This window comes from Pseudoduganella sp. jia 12, from assembly GCF_055502675.1.
Map to the genome: position 1 here is coordinate 301,270 of NZ_JBUXKP010000005.1, position 20,666 is coordinate 321,935.

Sequence of the window (20,666 nt, forward strand, 5' to 3'; positions counted from 1 at the left end):
TTGCCTAGGCTTCGATGATCGCCGCCACTTCGGCGGCGATCTGCTGCGCCAGCTGGTGGATGTGGAAACCGTCCACGAAGCCGTGGTGGGCCTGCACCGAGAACGGCAGCAGCAGTTCGCCGGGCACGCCGTCGCGGAACTTGCCCCAGGCGATCGAGGGAATGTCGGGGCAGTCCAGCGCCGCCACCGGATGCTGGATGGAAGTGAAGGCGAGCCACGGAATGCAGGTGACGTGCACCTGGTGCTTTGCTTCGCGCGGCGACAGCCGGGCGTAGCCGGCATTGAGCGCCTCCATGTTCGACGCCGCCTCCCGGGCGGCGCTGCCGCGCGCGACGAACTCGCGCAGATCGTCCGACCAGTCGAACATCGCGAAATTGAGGTCGTTGTGCTGGTTGATCACGGTAAAGGCCGGGATCAGCCGGTCGATCATGAACACCTCGCCGTCGTGGATGCGATAGCGGAAGTTCTCCACCTTCAGCACCGCGCGCAGGATCGCGCACAGCAGCACGTGGAATGGCGGCAGGGCGTTGGCCTTGCACCAGGGCCGGAAGTCCGGCAGCTCCAGGGGGAACGACAGGTTGACGGCCGGGCTGTCCATGCCGTTGAAGAGGTCGAAGCGGTCGCGCCGCCGTGCGAAGTTTTCCATGATGCGTCTTTCAGTCGGAGGCCGGTATTGTCGCATGGCGGGCCAGCGCGTCGACCAGATCGCGCGCATGGCCGGGCAGGTCGGCATAGCTGCGCGTGCACAGCAGCAGGCGGCGCCGGGTCCACGCGTCCGCCAGCCGCACGATCTTCACGTTTGCCGCGTCGCGCGAACGCACCACGGCCGATTCCGGCAGCACGGCCAGGCCGGCGCCGCTGGCCACCATGCGGCACACGGCGTCGAAACTGCGCACCCGCACCCGATAGCGCAGCCGCTTGCCCAGCTTTGTCGCCTGCTCGCCCAGGTACATCTGCAGTGCGCTGTCGCCCGCCAGGCCGATGAAGTCATGCTCCACCGTGGCATGGAAGGGTAACGAGGCATTGCGCCGCAGACCCTTGGCGAGCGGGTGGCCGGGGTGCAGGGCCAGCACGAGCCTGTCCTCGCAGAACAGCTGCGTTTCCAGGCCGCTGCTGTCCACCGAATCGGTGACGATGCCGATGTCGGCCAGGTCGTCGCGCATCGCCTGCACGATGTCGCTGGACAGCCGCTCTTCCAGGTCGACATTCACCTGCGGATGACTGGCCATGAACGCGGCCAGCACGTCCGGCAGGAACTCCGTCAGCGCCGACGTGTTGCACAGCAGGCGCACGTGGCCCTTCAGGCCCGTGGCGTATTCGCCCAGGTCGGCGCGCATCTTTTCCATCTGTTGCGTGATCAGCCGCGCGTGGTGCAGCAGCGTGCGGCCCGCCGCCGTCGGTTCCACGCCGCGGCGGTTGCGCTCCAGCAGCGGCACGCCGAGTGCTTCTTCCATGCCGCGCACGCGCGCGCTGGCCGACGCCAGGGCAAGGTGGGCCTGCGCGGCGCCGGCCGTGATGCTGCCGGTTTCCACCACGCGCAGGAACAGTTTCAGGTCGGTGAGATCGAATCGCATGAAGCAGGGAACAAGTGTGTCTGCCTTCGGAATGGCCGAAGGCTGGGGCAGTATATTCCACATTTTCCGCTGCGGGGCCCCAGGCCATACTGCAGCCATGGAAAATCATCTTTTTTACATCTGCATCGTGTTCGTGCTGGCAGGCATGGTGAAGGGCGTGACGGGAATGGGCTTGCCGACGGTGGCGATGGCACTGCTGGGCCTGGTGATGCCGCCGCTGCAGGCTGCCGCGATCCTCGTCGTGCCTTCGCTTTTGACGAATATGTGGCAGATGCTGGAGCGGCGGGGTTTATATGCGCTGTGGCTGCGGCTGCGGCCGATGCTGCTGGGCGTCTGCGCCGGCACGCTGCTCGGTGGCGCGCTGTTCGCCAGAGGCGACGGCAAGGCGGTGCTCGGCCTGGCACTGGTGCTGTACGCACTGCTCGGGCTGTCGTCGTGGCAGTGGCGGGTGCGCGCGGAGCAGGAGTGGTGGCTGGGCCCTGCGGTCGGCGTGGCGACCGGCGTGCTCACGGCGGTGACGGGCGTGTTCGTGCTGCCGGCCGTGCCCTACCTGCAGGCGCTCGGGATGGAAAAGGAAGAACTCGTGCAGGCGATGGGCCTGTCGTTCACCGTGTCGACGCTGGCGCTGGCCGCGATGCTGGCCGGGCATGGCGCCTGGGAGCCCGCCAACGCCGGCATGTCGTTCGCCGCCCAGCTGCCCGCGCTCGTTGGCCTTGCCCTGGGCAGCCGGCTGCGCGGGCGGCTGAAACCCCACGTGTTCCGGCGCTGTTTCTTCGGCACCCTGCTGCTGCTCGGGGTGCAACTGGCAATCGCCGCTGCCTGGTGACTTGCCCTGCGCGGCAATCGCATCGGCCGGCCGAAGCGATTTGTCGATCGCCATTCGCGTGGCTCGACCTTGCCGTGTATGGTCCGTCCGGGCGAGTACTGATCGCCCGTGTGCTCATGGTAATCTGCAATCTGCTTTCGACCCACAGACCGGAGCACCGATGACTCCCGATGAAGCGTCCGATATCAAGGATAGTTTTTTTATCGCGATGGAGAAAATCTCCGATTACGCGGTGTTCCTGACCGATGTGGATGGATACATCACGTACTGGAACCAGGCCGCTGAACAGATGAAAGGCTATAGCGCAGCGGAAGCGATCGGCATGCATTACAGCATGCTGTATTCGCCCGACGCACGCGACCGTGGAGAGCCGGAGCGTAATCTGCGGCGCGCCGCGGCGCAGGGGACCTTCCAGGAACAGGCATTGCGGCAGAAAAAAGACGGGCGCATGTTCTGGGCGATGACCGAGCTCATCGCGATCCATGACGATCAGGGGCGACTGGTCAGGTTCTGCAAGGTCACCCGGGATATCACGGCATTCCGCAGCTTGCAGGCGCAACTGCTGGAGCAGAAACAGAAAGTGGAGGTGACCCTCGAGTCGATTGGCGACGGCGTCATTTCTGTCGACCCGGAGGGGCATATCGGTTTTGTCAATCGCAAAGCCGAACAGATCACTGGCTGGAGTGCCACATCCGCATACGGCAGGGAGATCGGCGATGTGCTCCATGTCGTCGATCCGGCCCTGCAACGCCCTGAGGAGGGCGACCTGCTGAATGCCGCTGATGCATCCGATGGGGTCGCCGTCGTGATCGTCGAACACCCCCTGGGCGGGAGGAAGGTCATCGAAAATGTCACGACCCCCGTATGCCTGCCGGACGGCGAAAAGCTTGGGGAAGTCATGGTCATCCGCGACGTTACACAGCGACAGGCCGATGCCCAGCTGATGCGTGATGCCGAGCGCAACAAGGACCATTTCCTGGCCACCCTGGCGCACGAGCTGCGCAATCCACTGGCCCCGATCCTGTCTGCGGCCCAGCTGCTGGAATCGGGACCCGACGCCGCGCAGGTGCGCCAGATGGGCAGCGTCATTACCCGCCAGGCCCGGCATATATTGAGCCTGGTTGAAGACCTGCTCGATGTATCGCGCGTCGCACAGGGAAAGGTCCACCTGAAACTCGGCGCGCATCCGATCCAGCCTGTCGTGACGAGCGCAATCGAGCAGATCCAGCCGATGCTCGAGCAGAAAGGGCACAGATTGACCGTCAATATGGATGACGAACCATTGCTTGCGCTCTGTGATCGGGAGCGCATGGTACAGGTCATTGCAAATTTACTTAACAATGCGGTCCGTTACACGAATGCCGGCGGCCATATCGACATCGATCTTCATGCCGATGGGGAGCGACTGGCGTTATCGGTGAGCGACGATGGAATCGGCATCGCAAGCGATATGGTGCCGCGCGTGTTCGATCTGTTTGCGCAGGAAATGCGTGCCTCCGACAAAAGCCGGTCGGGCCTGGGAATCGGACTCGCCCTGGTCAAGAACATGGTCGAACTGCAGGGCGGTGAAGTCCATTGCTACAGTCGAGGTAAAGGGCAGGGGAGCCGATTCACGATCAAGCTGCAACGCGCATACCAGGAAGCGCCATGAAAAGAGTGCGTATCACGCTGCGATTGTCGCTCGCCGTCTTGCTGGGCTGGCTTGTCTTGACGATTGCGGGCGGCTGGATCGGCTCGGGCAGCCAGCCGCAGTCGCTGGCCGATGCGGCAACCGGGCACATCGGCCTCGCCTGGATCGTCGCGGCACTGTTCGCGGGGTGGTTCGCGTTCGCCTCCCGGGATCGCGGCGTCACTGGCATCGGCGCGCCCGATCCCTTGCGGTCCGCGGGCCTTGTCTGGTTGCCGCTGTCGTATGCGGCCTTTGCGCTGCTCATCGCCTTCACGAACGAGTCGACGATCCCGCATGCCGCCATGCTGACCCTCGCAGTCAACATGGCCGCGGTCGGCCTGTCCGAAGAGCTGATGTTTCGCGGCGTGCTGCTTGCCGGTCTCCTGACGCGGTATACGATATGGCAGTCGGTTCTCGCATCCTCGGCCATTTTCGGCGTCGTCCACGCATTGAACGGTTTCACCACGGGCGATGTTACGGCCGCGCTGTGGCAGTCCGTCGGGGCATTCCTGCAAGGCGTGGGCTACGCTGCGATCCGTTTGCGCACGCGATCGGTCTGGCCGATGGCCGTGGTGCATGGCATCTGGGACTTTTCCCTGATGCTGCACCTGCTGTCGGCGCCACCCGAGGAGACGGCGCCGCTGCTGCCCTGGGCTTCGCTGCTGCTGGTGCTGCCGATCTTCCTGTATGGCCTGTACCTGCTGCGCGGTATGCGGGGGGCAATGCCGTATGCCGCGCCGGCCAGGGCCGCCGGCTGACGGGCACCACGCTTCAGGCGTTACTGGCCGCTCAGCACCGCCAGCTGCTTGCCCGTGCCGCCTTCGCCCAGCGGCGCGCTGGTCACCAGCAGGGTGGCACCGGGCTCCAGCAGCGCGGTCACGCGCCGGTAGAAATCCGGCGGTATCTGCACCCGGTTGCGGGCCACCTCGTCCACGGGCCGGCCGTCCTCGCCTTCGTGGCCGGCCACGCCCGCGTAGATCCATTGCTGTCCGTCGCCGCTGCCGCCGGCAAGCGTCAGGACGTGCGTGGCGTCGTCGTCGCGCGGCAGCGTCACGGCGGAACGGCCGATCGGCACGCCGTTGCGCAGCACGACCGCGGCCTGGTCGGCACGCGACAGCACGATCGTAACGGGCCCCTCAGCCGACTTTTCCGGCGTCCAGAAATCCGCAGCGCGGTCCAGTTCCAGCGTGGACGGTGCCAGTACTTCGCCGCCACCCGTCGCCACCGGGTGTGCCGAATCGCCTGCCACGACGACCGTGGTACCGAGCCGGGTGGCCGAAAACAGCTGCTTTGCAAAAGCCATCGGCAGGTGTACGCAGCCGTGGCTTTCGGGATAGCCAGGCAGCCCGCCGGCATGCAGCGCAACACCGTCCCAGGTCAGCCGCTGCTGGTAGGGCATGGGCGCGTTGTGGTACTTGCTGGAGCGGTGCCTGGCATCCTTCTGCAGGATCGTGAAGACGCCGGTCGGCGTCTGGTAACCGGGCTTGCCGCTCGAGACAGTCGCGACGCCGATGCGCACGCCGTTCCGGTACACGGTGGCCAGCTGTTTCGACAGGTCCACGTAGACCAGTATCGGGCCCTGCGGCGCGATGCGCGGCGCCCACACCCATTCGCCGGGCTTTAGGCTGGCCGACTGCCGCGCGAGTTCGACCGCGGACGATACGGTGCGCCCCTGCGCCGATGCCGTTCCGGCCAACAGCAGCGCCGCCATAGCCAGGCATGCCGCCCTGGCTCGAATCGTGAATTTCATGCGCTTTTCCGTCACTGCTGCGTGCCCACGGAGAGCGTATAGCTCGCGCGTTCGTTGCGGCGCGCGGCGTTGCGCATCAGGTAGACGTTCACGGTGTATTCGCCATCGCGCTCCACCTTGCCCCGGTAATCGAGGCCCTTGATCGAGCCGATGAACAGCGCTTCCTGCGCGCCCGGCGCCGTGATGTTGAAGTAATTCGACCGCGAATCCGTCTTCATGCCGACAGCCAGTGTCTGGCCCTGCCGCAGCCGCACCTTGTACTCGGCCGTGTCGTAGCCGCGGATCTTGCCGCGCAAGGTTTTCATGCCAGGCATGCTGGCATCGACCGTGTACTTCTCGACCTTGTCGGCCGCCACGGCGCCGGATGGCAGCCATGCCAGCGCGCCGCACAACACCGCGCCGGCGACCAGCAGGGAGGAACGTGTCATCGTGATCCTTTCGTGATTCGGGTCAGGCATGGCTGGTGATCCAGGCCGTGATGCCGGGCCACGCATCGCGCAACGTCCTGCTGCCCATGAACAGGCCGATGTGGCCGCCGGGGACCAGGTTGGTGACGATCTCCTGCGGCGGCGTGCCGAGCAGGGCAGCGGCATTGAACACCTGTTCCGGCGTGGTGATGTCGTCTTCCGCGCCGGCCAGCAGGTACACGGGAATCGTGATGTCCCGCAGCGACAACTGGATGACCTGCATCGTTTCCTCCGTTGTTTGCCGGTGCGCCGTCAGGCGATGATATTCAGGCCGCCGTCCACGTACACCGTGCTGCCGGTCAGCCGGCGCGCATAGTCGGTGGCCAGGAAGGCGCAGGTGTTGCCGACGTCGAGGATATCGACCAGTTCCCCAAGGGGCGCGCGCGCCACCGCATCGGCCAATAGCAGGTCGAAATCCTTCAGCCCCGATGCGGCCCGTGTTTTCAGCGGCCCGGGCGAGATCGCATGCACGCGGATGCCGCGCGGGCCGAGTTCGTGCGCCAGGTAACGGCACGACGCCTCCAGTGCCGCCTTGACGGGGCCCATCACGTCGTAGTTCGGCACGACCTGCCGCGCTCCGTGGTAGCTCATGGCGAACAGGCTGCCGCCTTCCGTCATCAGCGGTGCGGCCAGGCGCGCCATGCGCACGAACGAATGGCAGGAAATATCCATCGCGCGGAGGAAGCCTTCACGCGAGCAGTCGAGCAGGCCGCCCTGCAGGTCGGCCTTCGGCGCGAACGCGATCGAGTGGACGGCGATATCGAGGCGGCCGTGGCGTGCCAGCGCCTCGAACACGGCTTCCAGCTGCCCCGGCTGCTCGACGTCCAGCGGCAGCAGCTCGGCACCCATCGCCTCGGCCAGCGGGGCCACGTGCGGCAACGCCTTGTCGTTCAGGTAGGTCAGCGTCAGGTCCGCCCCCAGCTTGCGGAACGCCAGCGCGCAGCCGTAGGCGATCGAGTGTTCGTTCGCCACGCCGACGACCAGCGCGCGCTTTCCCGCCAGGATCGGATGGACTGTTTCAGGGCTCATGCTTCCTCCACCAGCGCAGCCGTATGCTGCGCGATCATCAGTTCTTCGTTGGCCGGCACCACCCACGCCTCGACCCTGCTGGAGGGGGCGCTGATGCGGGAGATCTTGTCCGCACCGGCGGCGGCATTGGCTGCTTCGTCCAGCGACACGCCCAGCCACGCCGCATCGCGGCACACGGCGGCGCGTACCGCCACGCAGTTTTCGCCGATGCCGCCGGAGAAGACCAGGGCATCGAGACCACCCAGCGCGGCGGCCAGCGAACCGAGTTCGCGGCCGATGCGGTAGACCAGCAGGTCGATCGCCAGGCGTGCGCGCGGTTCGTCGCTGGCCTCGAGCGTGCGCATGTCCGCCGACACGCCGGACACGCCCAGCAGCCCCGATTGCTGGTACAGCAAGCGCTGGACAGCCGCCACGTCCATGCCCAGCTCGTCGATCAGGTACAGCACCACGCCGGGATCGAGCGCCCCACAGCGCGTGCCCATCGGCAGGCCGTCCACGGCGGTGAAGCCCATCGTGCTGGCGACGCTGCGGCCGGCCCGCATCGCGCACATGCTGGCGCCGTTGCCCAGATGGGCGGCCACGACACGCCCGCCGGCCAGGCCGGGCGCGAAGTCCGGCACGCGGCTGGCGATGTATTCGTAGGACAGCCCGTGAAATCCGTAGCGCCGGATGCCGCGTTCCGTAATCGACGGCGGCAGCGCGAAGGCTTGCGCCAGCGGCGGCTGCGCCGTGTGAAACGCCGTGTCGAAGCACCCCACCTGCGGTACCTGCGGTGCCAGCGCCAGCACGGCACGCACCGGTGCGAGGTTATGCGGAAGGTGCAGCGGGGCGAGCGGGATGAGCTTTTCGAGCTCGTCGAGCACGGCGCTGTCCAGCCGCTGAGGGCCGCTGTAGCGCACGCCGCCATGCACGATGCGGTGGCCGACTGCGCGTACCCGCAAGCCTTGCAGGTGTTCCCCGGCATGGTCGATCAGGAAAGCCATCGCCTGCTCGTGATCGAGCGGCGCGCCGTCCCAGGTACGTTCCCCCACCGGCAGGCCGGCGGCATCGAAGGCCACGAAGCGGGTCGTGCCGGCGTACAGGTTTTCCACCTTGCCCTTCAGTGCCGGCGCCAGCGCCGCGCCGCGGAACAGGGAAAACTTGATGCTCGACGATCCGGCATTGATGACCACCACGGCATCGTTCGGCGCCAGCATGTCAGCCGCCCAGGATCTTCGGTTCCGCCAGCTTGCGGCGGGCGACCAGCACGGCCACCGCGCACGAGGCCAGCCGCGCGGCCACCGAATCGGCACGGCTCGTGAGGATCAGCGGCACGCGGGCGCCGAGCACGATGCCGGCCGCCCCGGCGCCGCCCATGAACGTGAGGCTCTTGGCCAGCATGTTGCCCGCTTCCAGGTCCGGTGCGACCAACACGTTGGCGCGGCCGGCGACGGGGGATACCAGGTGCTTGATCGCGGCCGCTCCCGGATCGATGGCGTTGTCCATCGCCAGCGGCCCATCGAGGATGCCGCCGGTGATCTGGCCGCGGTCCGCCATCTTGCACAGGGCCGCGGCATCGAGCGTCGCGGGCATTTTCGGATTGACCGTCTCCACCGCCGCCAGGATGGCCACCCGCGCCTCGCCGAATCCGAGGATGTGCGCGAGGTCGATCGCGTTCTGCACGATATCGACCTTGTCGGCCAGCGCGGGCACGATGTTGACGGCGGCATCGGTGATGATCAGCGGCTCGCCATGGCCCGGGATGTCCATCACGAAGCAATGGCTGAGCCGCCGCGCGGTGCGCAGGCCCGTGGTGGCCGACACGACGGCGCCCATCAGTTCATCGGTATGCAGGCTGCCCTTCATCAGGGCCTGCGCGCCGCCCTCGCGCACGATTTCCACCGCGCGCGCCGCGGAGGCATGGCTGTGCGGCGTGTCGACGAGGGGGAGGGCAGAGATATCGAGCGCGGCCGCGGCAGCAGCCTGTTCGATCCTGGCACGCGGGCCCACGAGGATCGGCTGGATCAGTCCCAGCCGGCTGGCATCGAGCGCCGATTCCAGCGCATGGGCATCGCAGGGGTGGGCCATTGCCACGGTGACGGGGCCGCTCTCGCGGGCCAGGTCGATCAGCCTGTCGAAGTAGGGATGGCCGGTGCCGAGGGCACTCATCGCATGTTTCCTTTTGCAGTGCAGCAGAGCGCGGTCTGTTGCATGAATCGGCATTGCATCGAATAGGACATTCGCGCTCCAGTGAAGAGTTAGCGCAATCCTAGCCATAAACCGGCGACGATGCCAGCAGTGTTTGCTGCAGTGCGCAAGCCCTCTCCCATATGGCAGGGATCATGGTGCCGACGGTTCTCGCGTATCGGTCGCCGGCCATACGAAAGCCGCGCACCGCATAATGCCGTACTTGACGTCGCATTTCGCTGGCACTCAACCCGCGCCACCGGCCCTGGCGTCGAGCGGGCGGCGCCATGTTTTCGCTACCGTCCCTTGACCAGCGCCTTGGCGGCGGTGGTAACCTGGTCGCGTAGCCATTTGTGCTCGGGCGACTGGTGCACGCGCTCGTGCCACAACTGGTAGAAGCGCATCGGCGGGAATTTCACGGGGATCGTGAAGATCTTCAGGGGCAGCGTGCGTTCGTAGAACTGCACGAACTGGCGGCCCGTCGTCAGCACCAGGTCGGATTGCGTCAGCATGTAGGGGATCAGGCCGAAATAGGCCGATTCCACCGCCACGTTGCGGTGCAGGTTCTGGCGTTCGAGGAAGGCGTCGATCACGCCCACGGAACCCTGCACCATCTGCGACGGTGCCACGTGCGGCAGCGTGAGGTATTCGTGCAGCGTCATCGCATCCTCGGCGGTGCGCTTCGCGTACGGGCTGGCGGCGTGCATCGCGCACACGATCGGATCTTCGAACAGCTTGGAAATGTGCAGGTGCTGGGGCGGTTCATCCCAGTTGGCGATCACCAGGTCCATGTCGCCATCGGACAGCAGGCGCACGTAGTCGACGCCGGGGCCCAGGCCGTGGATCACGACGCGGCTCTTCGGCGAGCCGCGCCGCAGCAGCGCCACCACACTGGGCAGGAACTGGCTGTCCAGGTAATCGGGCGCGGCGATGTGGAAGGTGCGTGCTTCTTCCTGCGGTGCGAACGGCGACTTCTTGACGAACAGGTTCTCGGTCTCGTCGAGAATGCGCTTGGCCGGCTTCAGCAGGCTTTCGCCATGCTGCGTGGGCACCATGCCGCGCGCGCCGCGCACCAGCAGCGGGTCGCCCGTCAATTCGCGCAGCTTGCGCAGCGAGGCGGAGATCGAAGGCTGCGGCTGGTTCAGCTTCAGCGCCACGCGCGATACGTTTTTCTCCACCAGCAACAGGTACAGGATGCGGATCAGGTGCAGGTCGAGGTGTTGCGGCAGGGCGGACATGGCGGGGGCTCTGTCTATACGAATACGGATATGTCAAATATACGTGAACTTTCATGCCGCGAGCATGTCGGAGATGTATCGACTGAAAATAGATGGCAACAGGCCACACTTCTTTGCTCATTCGTCATGCATAACCCCAGCCACCCTGGAATAGTCCAGGCAAGTTTCACAGCAGTAAAAGTTGCCAGAAAAATGGGGTACGTCCCCATTTTTAGGGAAAGTTGCCAGAAAAATGGGGTATGGGAGGAGTACAGCCATGCATGGCTGTACCGCTACGCTGGCAAGGAGCTGTGCTCCTTGAAACCCCAGCTACGGGAGGAGAACAGCCATGCATGGCTGTACCGCTACGCTGGCAAGGAGCTGTGCTCCTTGAAACCCCAGCTACGGGAGGAGTACAGCCATGCATGGCTGTACCGCTACGCTGGCAAGGAGCTGTGCTCCTTGAAACCCCAACTACGGGAGGAGTACAGCCATGCATGGCTGTACCGCTACGCTGGCAAGGAGCTGTGCTCCTTGAAACCCCAGCTACGCCCCTGTTTTCTGGGAAACATTACTTCAGCGTGCGTTCGAACAGCTGGTAGATCCGCCGGTACTGGTCGTACCAGCTTTCCGGCTGCGTGTAGGCGTGCCGTTCGAGCGGGTAGCTGGCCAGTTCCCAGTGGTCCTTCTTCAGTTCGATGAGCCGCTGCGCCATACGCACGGAGTCCTGGTAGAACACGTTGTCGTCGACCATGCCGTGGGCGATCAGCAGATGGCCCTGCAGCTTGCCGGCGTATTCGATCGGCGACGAGATCCGGTACGCTTCAGGATCGATATCCGGCGTGTTCAGGATATTGGCGGTGTAGCCGTGGTTGTACGAAGTCCAGTCGGTCACAGGACGCAGCGCGGCGCCGGCCTTGAACATGGCGGGTTCGCGCATCAGCGCCATGAACGTCATGAAGCCGCCATAGCTGCCGCCGTAGATGCCCACGCGGTCGATGTCGCCCTGGCGGTTCGCGGCCAGCCACTTCGCGCCATCCACGTAATCCTCCAGCTCGGGATGGCCCATGCGCCGGTAGATCGCCGTGCGCCAGTCGCGGCCATAGCCTTTCGATGCCCGGTAATCCATGTCCAGCACGATGTAGCCTTTTTCCACCAGCAGGTTGTGGAACATCTGCTCGCGGAAGTAGTTCGACCAGCGCTTCGACACGTTCTGCAGGTAGCCGGCGCCGTGGACGAACATCACCACCGGGTATTTCCTGCCCGGTTCGAGGACCGCGGGCTGGTACAGCTTGGCCCATACCGGCGCCGCGCCATGCGTGGACGGCACCTGCACGAATTGCGGCTGCACCCATTCGCGCGCCTTGTAGTCCGCCGTGCGGGTATCGGTCAGCTGCACGGCCGCGCCACCGGTGGCGGGCACGATCGCCAGCTGCGGAGGCACGTAGGCCGACGACCAGCGCACCAGCAATTTCTTCTGGTCGGGCGACAGCGTGAATTCCTCGACGCCGCCGCCGACCTGCGTCACTTCCCGAACTTCACCTTGCGCCGCTGCGCCATCCTTCAAGGACACACGGCACACCTCGTAGTCGCCGGGAGTCTTCCGGTTGCACATCACCCAGGCGGCGCTGCCGTCCGCATTCCACGTGACGCTGGTAGCCTCCCAGGCGCCGGCCGTCAGCGCACGCTGTTTGCCATCCGCACCCAGCGTGTACAGGTGCGAATAACCCGATTCCTCGGAGAGGAACCACAGCGTGCGGCTGTCCGGCAGCCAGCCGTAGTCGTTGTAGCTGTTGTTGACCCAGGCATTGTCGGTGAGCCGGTGCAGCGGTTGCAGCTTCGCGCCAGCCAGGTCGACGGCGGCGATCCACCGGTCCTTGTTGTCGACCGCGCGGATCATCAGCGCCACGCGGCTGCCGTCGGCGGCCCACGCGATGCCCCGGCCTTCGTCCTCTTCCAGCCGCACGGCGCGGTTGCCCTTCACGGGTTCCAGCTTTTGCGCGGCGCGCATCGCGGCCAGCGGATCGGTGGCGATGCCGGGCAGGGGATCGAGCGCCAGCTCGCGCATCGTGCCGTCCTTCAGGTCGACGAGGCGCAGCGTCTGCGCCAGCGGCAGGTTGCGGCCCACGCGCGTGCGCTGGTCGTCGAATTCCTCGTAGCCCGATTCGGTCACGTAGCGCGGCATCTTGCCGACGCGGCCGTTCTCCGTGGGCTTTGGCGATGTCGCCAGCACGAGATACCGGCCATCCGGGGACAGCGCGCTCGCATCGATGACGATCTTGTCGCCCAGGTAGAACGGCACGGGCGCGCGCGTGCCATCGGCACGGCGCGCGGCATCGGCCTGTTCGCGCCGGGCGTCGCGCTCTTCCTTTTGCCGCTGCAGCGTGGCGATCAGGCGCAGCTGCATGGTGCGCAGTGCGTCGTCGTCCGCGGCGGCGGCCGGGTCCTTCATGGCGCGCGGCAGTGCGAGCGGCACGACCAGCCGCACATCGCGGTTCCAGCCGAACCAGTCGTGGCCCACGCGGAACTGCACCGACTTGCCATCGGCCGAGTATTGCGGATCGGCCGCGGCGGTCGTATCGCGGCGGATCTGCGCCAGCGCACCCGTCTTCAGGTCGCGCTCGAACAGGTCGCCGTTGCGCAGCAGGATCGCGCGCGTGCGGTCGCGGTTATAGAACATCTTGTCGGCATCGACACCGGCCAGCTCGGCGTCCGGCACCTTGCGTACCGCCGGATTGGCGGTATACGTGTCGCGCAACGGCGAGCCGGCACGCTTCTGCTGGTAATAGGCGGTCTTGCTGTCCCAGCCCCACCACGCCGTTTCGACGGGCGTGCCGATCCAGTCCGGCGCGGCCATGGCCTGGTCGAGGGTGATCGGTGTGACAGCGAAGGAGGGAAGGGGCAAGGCGGCGGCGAGCAGCGCCGCGGGAATGAGTCTGCGCATGGTGATTCGGTGAACGTTGAAATGGCGCGCGCATTCTAGCGCACGCCGGCTCACCGGCCCGTGCTCACTCCCGTTTCATGAACGTGCGCACCGTATCGTTGAGTGTTTCCATGTTGACGGGTTTCGTCAGGTGGTGGTTGAAGCCGGCCGCCATCGCACCCATGCGATCCTTGTCCTGGCCGTAGCCGGTCAGTGCGATGAGCACCGTCTTCGCCAGTTCGGGATAGCCGCGCAACTTCTCCGCCACGTCCACGCCGCTCATGTCGGGCAGGCCGATATCGAGGAATACCACGTCCGGGCGCAGGCGCAGCGCGGCCTCGATCGCCCCGGCTCCGTCGTGCGCCATGTGCACTTCATGGCCGGCGAACTGCAGCAGGGCCGACACGATCTCGGCCGAATCGACGTTGTCGTCGACCACCAGGATGAGGCAGGCATCGGCAGGCCGTGCGGGCGCTGCGGCGTTGCAATCGGTTTCGTCGGCCGCCGGCGTGCGGGCCAGCATGGGCAGGCGCACTTCGAACGTGCTGCCGTGGCCCAGGCCCTCGCTGTGCACGTCCACGCTGCCGCCGTGCAGGTTCACCAGCGTGCGCACGAGCGACAGTCCGATGCCCAGCCCATCCTGCACGCGGTCCGGCGAATGGCCGGCCTGCTCGAACAGGTCGAAGATCGTTTCCGCCTGTTCGGGAGCGATGCCGATGCCGTTGTCCGTCACGCGGATCACCGCCTGGCCGCCTTCCAGGCAGGCGGCCAGCGCGATGTGGCCGCCGGGCGCCGTGAACTTGGCCGCGTTGTTCAGCAGGTTGCCGACCACCTGCGTGAGGCGCACGCTGTCGCCATCGACCCAGATATCGTGGTCGGGCAGCTTCACGGCCAGGATGTGCTGGCGCGCGGCGATGTTCGAGTCGGCCGTTTCCACGGCGCTTTTCAGCAGGCCGCACAACTCCACCTCGGCGCGGCGCAGCGTGATCTTGCCCTGTGAGATGCGCGACACATCCAGCAGGTCGTCCACCAGCCGCACCATGTGGTCGGTCTGGCGCAGGATCACGCGCCGGGCGTTTTCCTGCGCCGGCGACGAATGCGGGTCCAGGCTGCGCAGCAGTTCCACCGCATTGCGGATCGGCCCGAGCGGGTTGCGCAGTTCGTGCGCCAGGATTGCCAGGAATTCATCCTTGCGGCGGTCCATGTCGCGCAGTTCGCGCTCCACGCGGCTCAGCCGCAGCAGCGCGCGCACGTTGGCCACCAGTTCTTCCGGTTCGATCGGTTCGAACAGGTAGTTGTCGGCGCCGCTGTCGAGCGCGCGCACCTTGTCGGGCGACGACAGGTAGGAAGCCGACGTTTGCAGCACGAGCACCATCGACGTATCGGGATTCTGCTTGAGCTGGCGGCAGACTTCGAAGCCGTTGATGTCGGGCAGCTTGGTGTCGAGCAGCACCAGGTCGGGGGACGCTTCGTGGGCCATGCGCAGCGCTTCCGCGCCGCTGCCCGCTTCCAGTACGCGGAATCCCGCGCGCTGCAGGATGCGGGTTTTCGCATAGCGTGCGGCGTCGGTATCGTCGACGTTCAGGATCACGGGGTCGTGCGGGTTTACCTTCATGATGGTCTCTCCTGCTGGCAGAGCGCGTTCAACTGCGCCAGCAATTCGTCGCGTGCGACGGGCTTGCTGAAATAGGCGTCCGCGCCGAGCGAAAACGCCTTCTGTCGGTCGGCCACTTCCGAGGCGATGATCACCGGCACGTGCTTGCGGCGTTCGTCGTCCTTGATCTGGGCAAGCCAGCGCCAGCTGTCGCCACCGTTCAGGTAAAGGTCGAGGATGACCGCGACGGGCCGTTCCACGGACCACGCCTGTTCCGCTTCCCATACGCTGCGCACGGGAATCACGCGGTAGGCCGTGTTGCGCAGGTAGCTGCGGTACAGCAGCTGGGTCGAGCGGTCGTCTTCGACCACCAGCACCGGAATGCCGGCCGCATCGGGCGCATCGGGGCGGAACACGTGCGGTTCCGGCAGGGCGTCATGCAGCAGCGGAATGGTGGCGGAAAACGTGGAGCCCTGGCCCGGCACGCTTTTCAGCGAGACCGAGCCGCCCAGCAGGCCGGCCAGCTTGCGGCATAGCGGCAAGCCCAGGCCGGTGCCTTTCACGCGATGCTGCAGGCGGTTTTCCACCTGCGAGAATTCCTCGAAAACGATCTGCTGGTGCTCGGGCGCGATGCCGATGCCGGTATCGGCCACGTCGAAACGCACGGCGTCGCCCTTCGGCAGCAGCGTGGCCGACACGCGCACGTGGCCGGACTCGGTGAACTTCAGCGCGTTGGAGATGAAGTTGCGCAGGATTTGCGACAGCTTCGCTTCATCCGTCATCATCGTGATCGGCCCATCCGGTTCGTCGAACAGCAGTTCGACCGTGGCCGATACCAGCAGCGGGCGCAGCATGCCCCGCAGGGCCGAGAACATGTCGTTGACTTCGAACGGCGCGGCGCGCACGTCGATCTTGCCCGCCTCGATCTTGGCCAGGTCGAGCAGGTCGTCCACCAGTTCCGTCAGCGACTCGGCGCCCTTCAGGATGAAGCGCACCTGCTTCTCCTGTTCCGGCGTCAGTTCGCCGTCCACGCGTTCGAGCAGCAGCCGGGTCAGCGCGCGGATCGACGACAGCGGCGTGCGGAACTCGTGCGTCATATTGGACAGGAAACGCGTCTTCATTTCGTCCGCACGGCGCAGGTGGTCGGCCTTCTCGTCGAGCTCCGCGTACAGGGCCACCACGCCGCGGTTGGTATCTTCCAGTTCGCGGGTCAGCTGCAGCAGCTCGTCCTGGCGTGCTTTCAGCTCGGCCAGCGTGGCCAGCAGTTCCTTGTTCTGCTGCTGCACTTCGGCCACCGACACGTCCGGCGACAGTGCGGCGAACTGCGCGCTCATCTCGCCCACGCCGGCGGCCGTGATCAACGGCGCGTCGTGCGGCAGCAGCTTCTTCAGCGTGATCGTGGTACCGAGGCCGGGTGCGGCCTGGATGTCGAACTGGTCCATCAGCCGGCGCGCGCCGATGATCCCCATGCCCATGCCGGCCGGCGACTGGTAGCGGCCCGACAGCACCACGTCCAGGTGCGGGATGCCGGGCCCCTTGTCCTCGATGCGGATCACCAGCAGTTGCGGCGACGTGGTGCCCTCGATGGCGAATTCCACCCGGCCCTGGCCCGCGTAGTTGTAGACGTTGCGCGCCAGTTCCGACACGGCGGTGGCAATGCGGGCCTGGTCCTGCGCGTTGAAGCCGCACAGCGCGGCGATCTGGCGCGCGCGCTGGCGCGAAGCCACCACGTCGAGCTCCTGCTCGATGCGCACGTTGAGGATACGCAGGCTCATGATGCCCGGCTCGTTGGTGTCCACCGTGACCGCGCTGGCGCGATCGTGGTGGTGACGGCGCTTGAAACCATCGTTGTCATGACTGCCACCCTTGGCGATCGCGGATCACGAGCACGGTCACATCGTCGCGGCCGCGGCTGAAATCGCGGTACAGCACGCCGGCGATGATGGCCGGATGGCAGGCGGCGAGGCCGGGGTAGTCCTCCATGCGCCAGCGCGAGCCCAAGCCATCCGAATGCAGCACCAGCAGCGCCGCCTGGGGCCATGGCGCGCCGAATTCCTGCACCTTGCGCACGTTGCTGCCGACGATGCCGTTATGCGACACGAGCTGGCGCCGGTCGTCGCCGGCGAACAGGTGGGCGGCGATATTGCCGACGCCGGCAAAGGTGATGGTCTCTTCCAGCATGTCGATGCGGGCGACGGCCGCCGCCGCGCCGCGCGTGGGCCGCAGCGCCGCATGCATGTCTTCGAGCAGCGTGCCGGCGGGCAGGGCGGGATCGCGCGCCATCGTGTCGGCGGCCAGCTCGGAGGCCTGGGCCGCGAGCGGGCCGTGCCCCAGGCCGTCGGCCACCGTTACCGTGGCCGACGTGGCATCGTGGGCCAGCGCCCAGCTGTCGCCGGACAGGTCCTCGCCGTGCATCGGCAGGCACACGGCGCCCCAGTGCAGCGCCGGCGCACTGCGGGCCGCCTCGGCCGGGGAGATGCCCACGGGCTGGCGCGGCCACATGCCCATCATGACGGCCGTGCCGCGCCCGGGCGCGCTGTAGATGTCGAATTCCGTTGCCAGCCGGCGCATGGCGCCCAGGCCCACGCCATAGCTGCCGGCGGTGGAACGGCCATCGGCCATGCTGGCGGCCACGTTGGCCATGCCCGCGCCGTTATCGAGCGCGAGGATTTCCAGCCCATGCACGCCGCGCCGGAACAGCGGGCGCAGCAGGATCTCGCCATGCCCGGCGTGCTTCAGGATATTGGTTGCCGCCTCGGTGACGACGATCGCCACCTCGCCGGCCGCCGTTTCGTCGAAGTCGAGTCGCGTGCACAGGTCGACGGCGATACGCCGTATCGCCGCTACCTGGCTGCCGTCCGCCAGCGCATGGCAGCTCTGGCGGTGTTCGGCGGCTAGTATGGTTTCCATTTGCAGATTCTTACAGTAGTACCCTGGCCAGGAGCCGAGTCGAGTTCGAATTCGTCCGCCAGCCGCTTGGCGCCGGACAGGCCCAGGCCCATGCCGCCGCCGGTCGTGTAACCGTCGGTCAGCGCCCGGGGAATGTCGGGAATGCCGGGTCCGTGGTCGATGAACGTGAGGCCGAGGCCCTTGCGGGCGCCGTTCAGCAGCTTTTCCATGTGCGCCTCGCCGCCGCCGCCGTAGCGCAGCGTATTGCGGGCCAGCTCGCTGGCGGCCGTGATCATCTTGGTCTGGTCGATCAGCGAAAAGCCGGCGGCGATCATCTGCTCGCGCACGGATTGCCGCAGCCGCACGACATCCTCGTCGGAACGGACCGGCAGCACTACTGCGTCGACGTCGATATTGCTCAAGGATCGCCTTTCAGGTTATTCCGCGGTCTGCTTCAGCAGTTTGACGCCTTTTTCGACGTTCAGTGCCGTTTGCACGCCGTGCAGTGTGAGGCCCAGCTCGACGAGCGTGATGGCCACGGCCGGCTGCATGCCGACGAGCACTGTGCGCGCATCGAGGATGCGCGCCATGGCCGCCGTGTTGCTGATCATGCGGCCGATGAAGGAATCGACGATGTCCAGTGCCGAGATGTCGATCAGCACGCCCCGCGCACGGTCCTTGACGATGCGCGAGGTGAGGTCGTCCTGCAGGGTCATCGCGAGCCGGTCATGCATGTCGACCTGGATCGTGACGAGCAGCAGCTCGCCCATTTTCAGGATGGGAATGCGCTCCATGGCCGCCTCAGGCTGCCGTTTCGGCGCGGACCACGGTGGCCCCCACGCGTTTCAGCGCCACCAGGAAGGCATCGGCCAGCGTGGCCTTGGTGATCACATCCTCCAGGTTCACGCCCAGGTGGACGATGGTTTGCGCGATCTGCGGACGGATGCCGCTGATGATGCAGTCGGCACCCATCAGGCGCGCGGCGGCAACCGTTTTCAGCAAGTGCTGCGCCACCAGCGTATCGACGGTGGGCACGCCGGTGATGTCGATGATGGCGATCGAGGCGCCCGTTTCGATGATCTTCTGCAGCAGGTTTTCCATCACGATCTGGGTACGCGCACTGTCCAGCGTGCCGATCAGCGGCAGCGCCAGCACATCCTTCCACAGCTGCACGACCGGGGTCGACAGCTCCAGCAATTCCTGCTGCTGGCGCATGATCACGCTTTCGCGGCTTTTCTGGTATTCCTCGATCGTGAACAGGCCCATGCGGTCGAACAGCGTGCCCGTTTCGCTGACCTCGGCGGCCAGCGCTGCCGGGTCGGCGGAAAGGCCCGCGCGCAGCAGCGCGAACAGCGGCTCTTTCAGCGAAAAGATGAAGCTCGCCGTTTCGGTCGGCGAAAAGCCCTGGCGCACGCGCGCGGCGGAAATCTCGGCCAGCAGCTGGCGCACCTCCGTCCAGGCCGGCGCATCGAAATCGTAGGTCTGGCCGGCGCCCACCGTGCGGGCAACCAGCGCGAGGAAACGGCTTGCCTGCTGGCGGATTTCGCCCTCGGCAGCCTTGTCGCGGCGCACCATGCGGGACAGCATTCCGCCCAGCCAGCCCTCCAGCAATGATTCCTGGTTCTCGGTCAGGATCCTGGCCAGGTGGCCGCTCGTTGCGATGCTCATGCGCTCTCCAGAAAAATTTCTAACGGAATAGTGTAACAGCTCAACACCGGGCGCAATAATACGATTTGAAACATTTCCTTGCCACACGATACGAAATTCTGGGTGGAAATGTTTGCCTGGCCGTGGAGCAAGCTGAAGTTACAAATTCCCCCTATTTTTCCCCTATTTCGGGTTGCATGGCCCTCCTATAGTGACGCATATCTCACGGCGGGAACAGATGCTGCCTGCCGCAAGAAGGCCAGCCGCAGGCCAGGTCGAACCTCGATCGCATTTATTTCGTTGCGGACCTTTTCAACATAGGAGGGTGCCATGCCTTACCACGGGGAAGTCTTGACCTCATGCGGTACTGTGAACATCGATCTGTCGGATGCCAGCGTTATCGCCGTTTCCGGCGATGGAATCAATGCCTGTGGCCATCTGTTGCTGTATGTCCCAAGCGGGGGCGGCTATTACTTCCACGTGGCAGGTGTGCATGAGGCCCCGAGATACATGACAGAAAGCGGTTACCGCAGGTATTTGACGGAATCGGGCAAACGGGAGCTCAGAAGGCGTTCGCTGCGGTTGCCGGATCCGGCTGGCGCCTACCTGCACCTGGAAGGCCTGCTCGCGGAGAAATGGCTATGGGGCGGGGTGCCGCACAACTGCGTGTCGTTTGTCGAAGAAATCATCAGTGCCGGCGGTGGCGACTGGGGGTCTTACAGCAATTGCCCGGCCGTCGCGACCAGTGATTCGATTTCAGACCGCATCAACCGATTTTACCAATGGATGGAAAGCGGCATCTACGGTCTCTACGGCGTACGAAGGTAGCGTTCCTGCCATGTCATGGTCTGCAAGCCTACAAGCCTGCAAGACAGTGCGGCGCATGACTCCCCCGGCTGCACTCCCAGCTGCACT

19 protein-coding genes and 1 pseudogene are annotated in these 20,666 nt (G+C 65.8%); 4 read left to right on the forward strand and 16 right to left on the reverse strand.

Annotated elements, in window-relative coordinates; all coding sequences use genetic code 11:
- Positions 1 to 4: 4 nt before the first annotated feature.
- A complete protein-coding gene (locus ACY65G_RS13500; protein WP_464997872.1) occupies positions 5 to 646 on the reverse strand; it encodes a CatA-like O-acetyltransferase in 642 nt (213 codons plus the stop codon).
- 10 nt (positions 647 to 656) lie between these two features.
- Positions 657 to 1,574, reverse strand: coding sequence for a LysR family transcriptional regulator (locus ACY65G_RS13505; RefSeq protein WP_464997873.1), 918 nt, complete (start codon positions 1,572 to 1,574; stop codon positions 657 to 659).
- A 97-nt stretch (positions 1,575 to 1,671) separates the two neighbouring features.
- Here ACY65G_RS13505 and ACY65G_RS13510 point away from each other — a divergent pair, with 97 nt between their 5' ends.
- The 3 genes from ACY65G_RS13510 (at position 1,672) to ACY65G_RS13520 (ending at position 4,827) form a co-directional block, all read left to right on the forward strand.
- Entirely contained in the window at positions 1,672 to 2,400 is a 729-nt protein-coding gene (locus ACY65G_RS13510; RefSeq protein ID WP_464997874.1) for a sulfite exporter TauE/SafE family protein, read from the forward strand.
- A 160-nt stretch (positions 2,401 to 2,560) separates the two neighbouring features.
- On the forward strand, positions 2,561 to 4,051 hold the full coding sequence (locus ACY65G_RS13515) for a sensor histidine kinase (RefSeq protein ID WP_464997875.1): 1,491 nt from the start codon (positions 2,561 to 2,563) through the stop codon (positions 4,049 to 4,051).
- The gene (locus ACY65G_RS13520; protein WP_464997876.1) at positions 4,048 to 4,827 is read left to right on the forward strand and encodes a lysostaphin resistance A-like protein; all 780 of its coding nucleotides are present in this window, start codon (positions 4,048 to 4,050) and stop codon (positions 4,825 to 4,827) included. The genes ACY65G_RS13515 and ACY65G_RS13520 overlap by 4 nt, the downstream gene beginning before the upstream one ends.
- Before the next feature lie 20 nt (positions 4,828 to 4,847).
- On the opposite strand, the gene ACY65G_RS13525 is transcribed toward ACY65G_RS13520, so the two are convergent.
- The 14 genes and pseudogenes from ACY65G_RS13525 to ACY65G_RS13590 all read right to left on the reverse strand — a co-directional run bounded on the left by ACY65G_RS13525 (position 4,848) and on the right by ACY65G_RS13590 (position 19,772).
- A complete protein-coding gene (locus ACY65G_RS13525) occupies positions 4,848 to 5,819 on the reverse strand; it encodes a L,D-transpeptidase (protein ID WP_464997877.1) in 972 nt (323 codons plus the stop codon).
- Between the two features lie 11 nt (positions 5,820 to 5,830).
- A complete protein-coding gene (locus tag ACY65G_RS13530) occupies positions 5,831 to 6,247 on the reverse strand; it encodes a hypothetical protein (RefSeq protein WP_464997878.1) in 417 nt (138 codons plus the stop codon).
- Between the two features lie 22 nt (positions 6,248 to 6,269).
- Positions 6,270 to 6,494: pseudogene (locus ACY65G_RS13535) on the reverse strand (alpha/beta fold hydrolase); the annotation flags it as partial.
- A gap of 44 nt (positions 6,495 to 6,538) precedes the next feature.
- The gene (gene fabI, locus ACY65G_RS13540) at positions 6,539 to 7,315 is read right to left on the reverse strand and encodes an enoyl-ACP reductase FabI (protein ID WP_464997879.1); all 777 of its coding nucleotides are present in this window, start codon (positions 7,313 to 7,315) and stop codon (positions 6,539 to 6,541) included.
- Positions 7,312 to 8,511 carry an acetate/propionate family kinase gene (locus tag ACY65G_RS13545; protein ID WP_464997880.1) on the reverse strand — a complete coding sequence of 400 codons (1,200 nt, stop codon included), beginning with the start codon at positions 8,509 to 8,511 and terminating at the stop codon, positions 7,312 to 7,314. The genes fabI and ACY65G_RS13545 overlap by 4 nt, the downstream gene beginning before the upstream one ends.
- Position 8,512: 1 nt before the next feature.
- Complete coding sequence (locus ACY65G_RS13550; protein ID WP_464997881.1) at positions 8,513 to 9,463, reverse strand: phosphate acetyltransferase; 951 nt, start codon at positions 9,461 to 9,463, stop codon at positions 8,513 to 8,515.
- A 314-nt stretch (positions 9,464 to 9,777) separates the two neighbouring features.
- Complete coding sequence (locus tag ACY65G_RS13555) at positions 9,778 to 10,719, reverse strand: LysR family transcriptional regulator (protein WP_464997882.1); 942 nt, start codon at positions 10,717 to 10,719, stop codon at positions 9,778 to 9,780.
- 550 nt (positions 10,720 to 11,269) lie between these two features.
- Positions 11,270 to 13,642 (reverse strand): S9 family peptidase, encoded by a 2,373-nt coding sequence (locus ACY65G_RS13560; protein WP_464997883.1) that lies wholly within the window; start codon positions 13,640 to 13,642, stop codon positions 11,270 to 11,272.
- 64 nt (positions 13,643 to 13,706) lie between these two features.
- On the reverse strand, positions 13,707 to 15,236 hold the full coding sequence (locus ACY65G_RS13565) for a response regulator (RefSeq protein WP_464997884.1): 1,530 nt from the start codon (positions 15,234 to 15,236) through the stop codon (positions 13,707 to 13,709).
- On the reverse strand, positions 15,233 to 16,990 hold the full coding sequence (locus ACY65G_RS13570; RefSeq protein ID WP_464997885.1) for an ATP-binding protein: 1,758 nt from the start codon (positions 16,988 to 16,990) through the stop codon (positions 15,233 to 15,235). Before ACY65G_RS13570 ends, ACY65G_RS13565 begins: the two co-directional genes overlap by 4 nt.
- A 76-nt stretch (positions 16,991 to 17,066) precedes the next feature.
- Positions 17,067 to 18,125 (reverse strand): ATP-binding protein, encoded by a 1,059-nt coding sequence (locus tag ACY65G_RS13575; RefSeq protein ID WP_464997886.1) that lies wholly within the window; start codon positions 18,123 to 18,125, stop codon positions 17,067 to 17,069.
- Positions 18,110 to 18,526: an ATP-binding protein gene (locus tag ACY65G_RS13580; RefSeq protein ID WP_464997887.1), complete on the reverse strand. Its 417-nt coding sequence runs from the start codon at positions 18,524 to 18,526 to the stop codon at positions 18,110 to 18,112. The genes ACY65G_RS13575 and ACY65G_RS13580 overlap by 16 nt, the downstream gene beginning before the upstream one ends.
- A 15-nt stretch (positions 18,527 to 18,541) precedes the next feature.
- Complete coding sequence (locus ACY65G_RS13585) at positions 18,542 to 18,898, reverse strand: STAS domain-containing protein (protein ID WP_464997888.1); 357 nt, start codon at positions 18,896 to 18,898, stop codon at positions 18,542 to 18,544.
- Between the two features lie 7 nt (positions 18,899 to 18,905).
- Positions 18,906 to 19,772, reverse strand: a complete 867-nt coding sequence (locus ACY65G_RS13590; protein WP_464997889.1) for an STAS domain-containing protein — start codon at positions 19,770 to 19,772, stop codon at positions 18,906 to 18,908.
- A 348-nt stretch (positions 19,773 to 20,120) separates the two neighbouring features.
- Here ACY65G_RS13590 and ACY65G_RS13595 point away from each other — a divergent pair, with 348 nt between their 5' ends.
- Entirely contained in the window at positions 20,121 to 20,579 is a 459-nt protein-coding gene (locus ACY65G_RS13595) for a hypothetical protein (protein ID WP_464997890.1), read from the forward strand.
- Positions 20,580 to 20,666 lie beyond the last annotated feature (87 nt).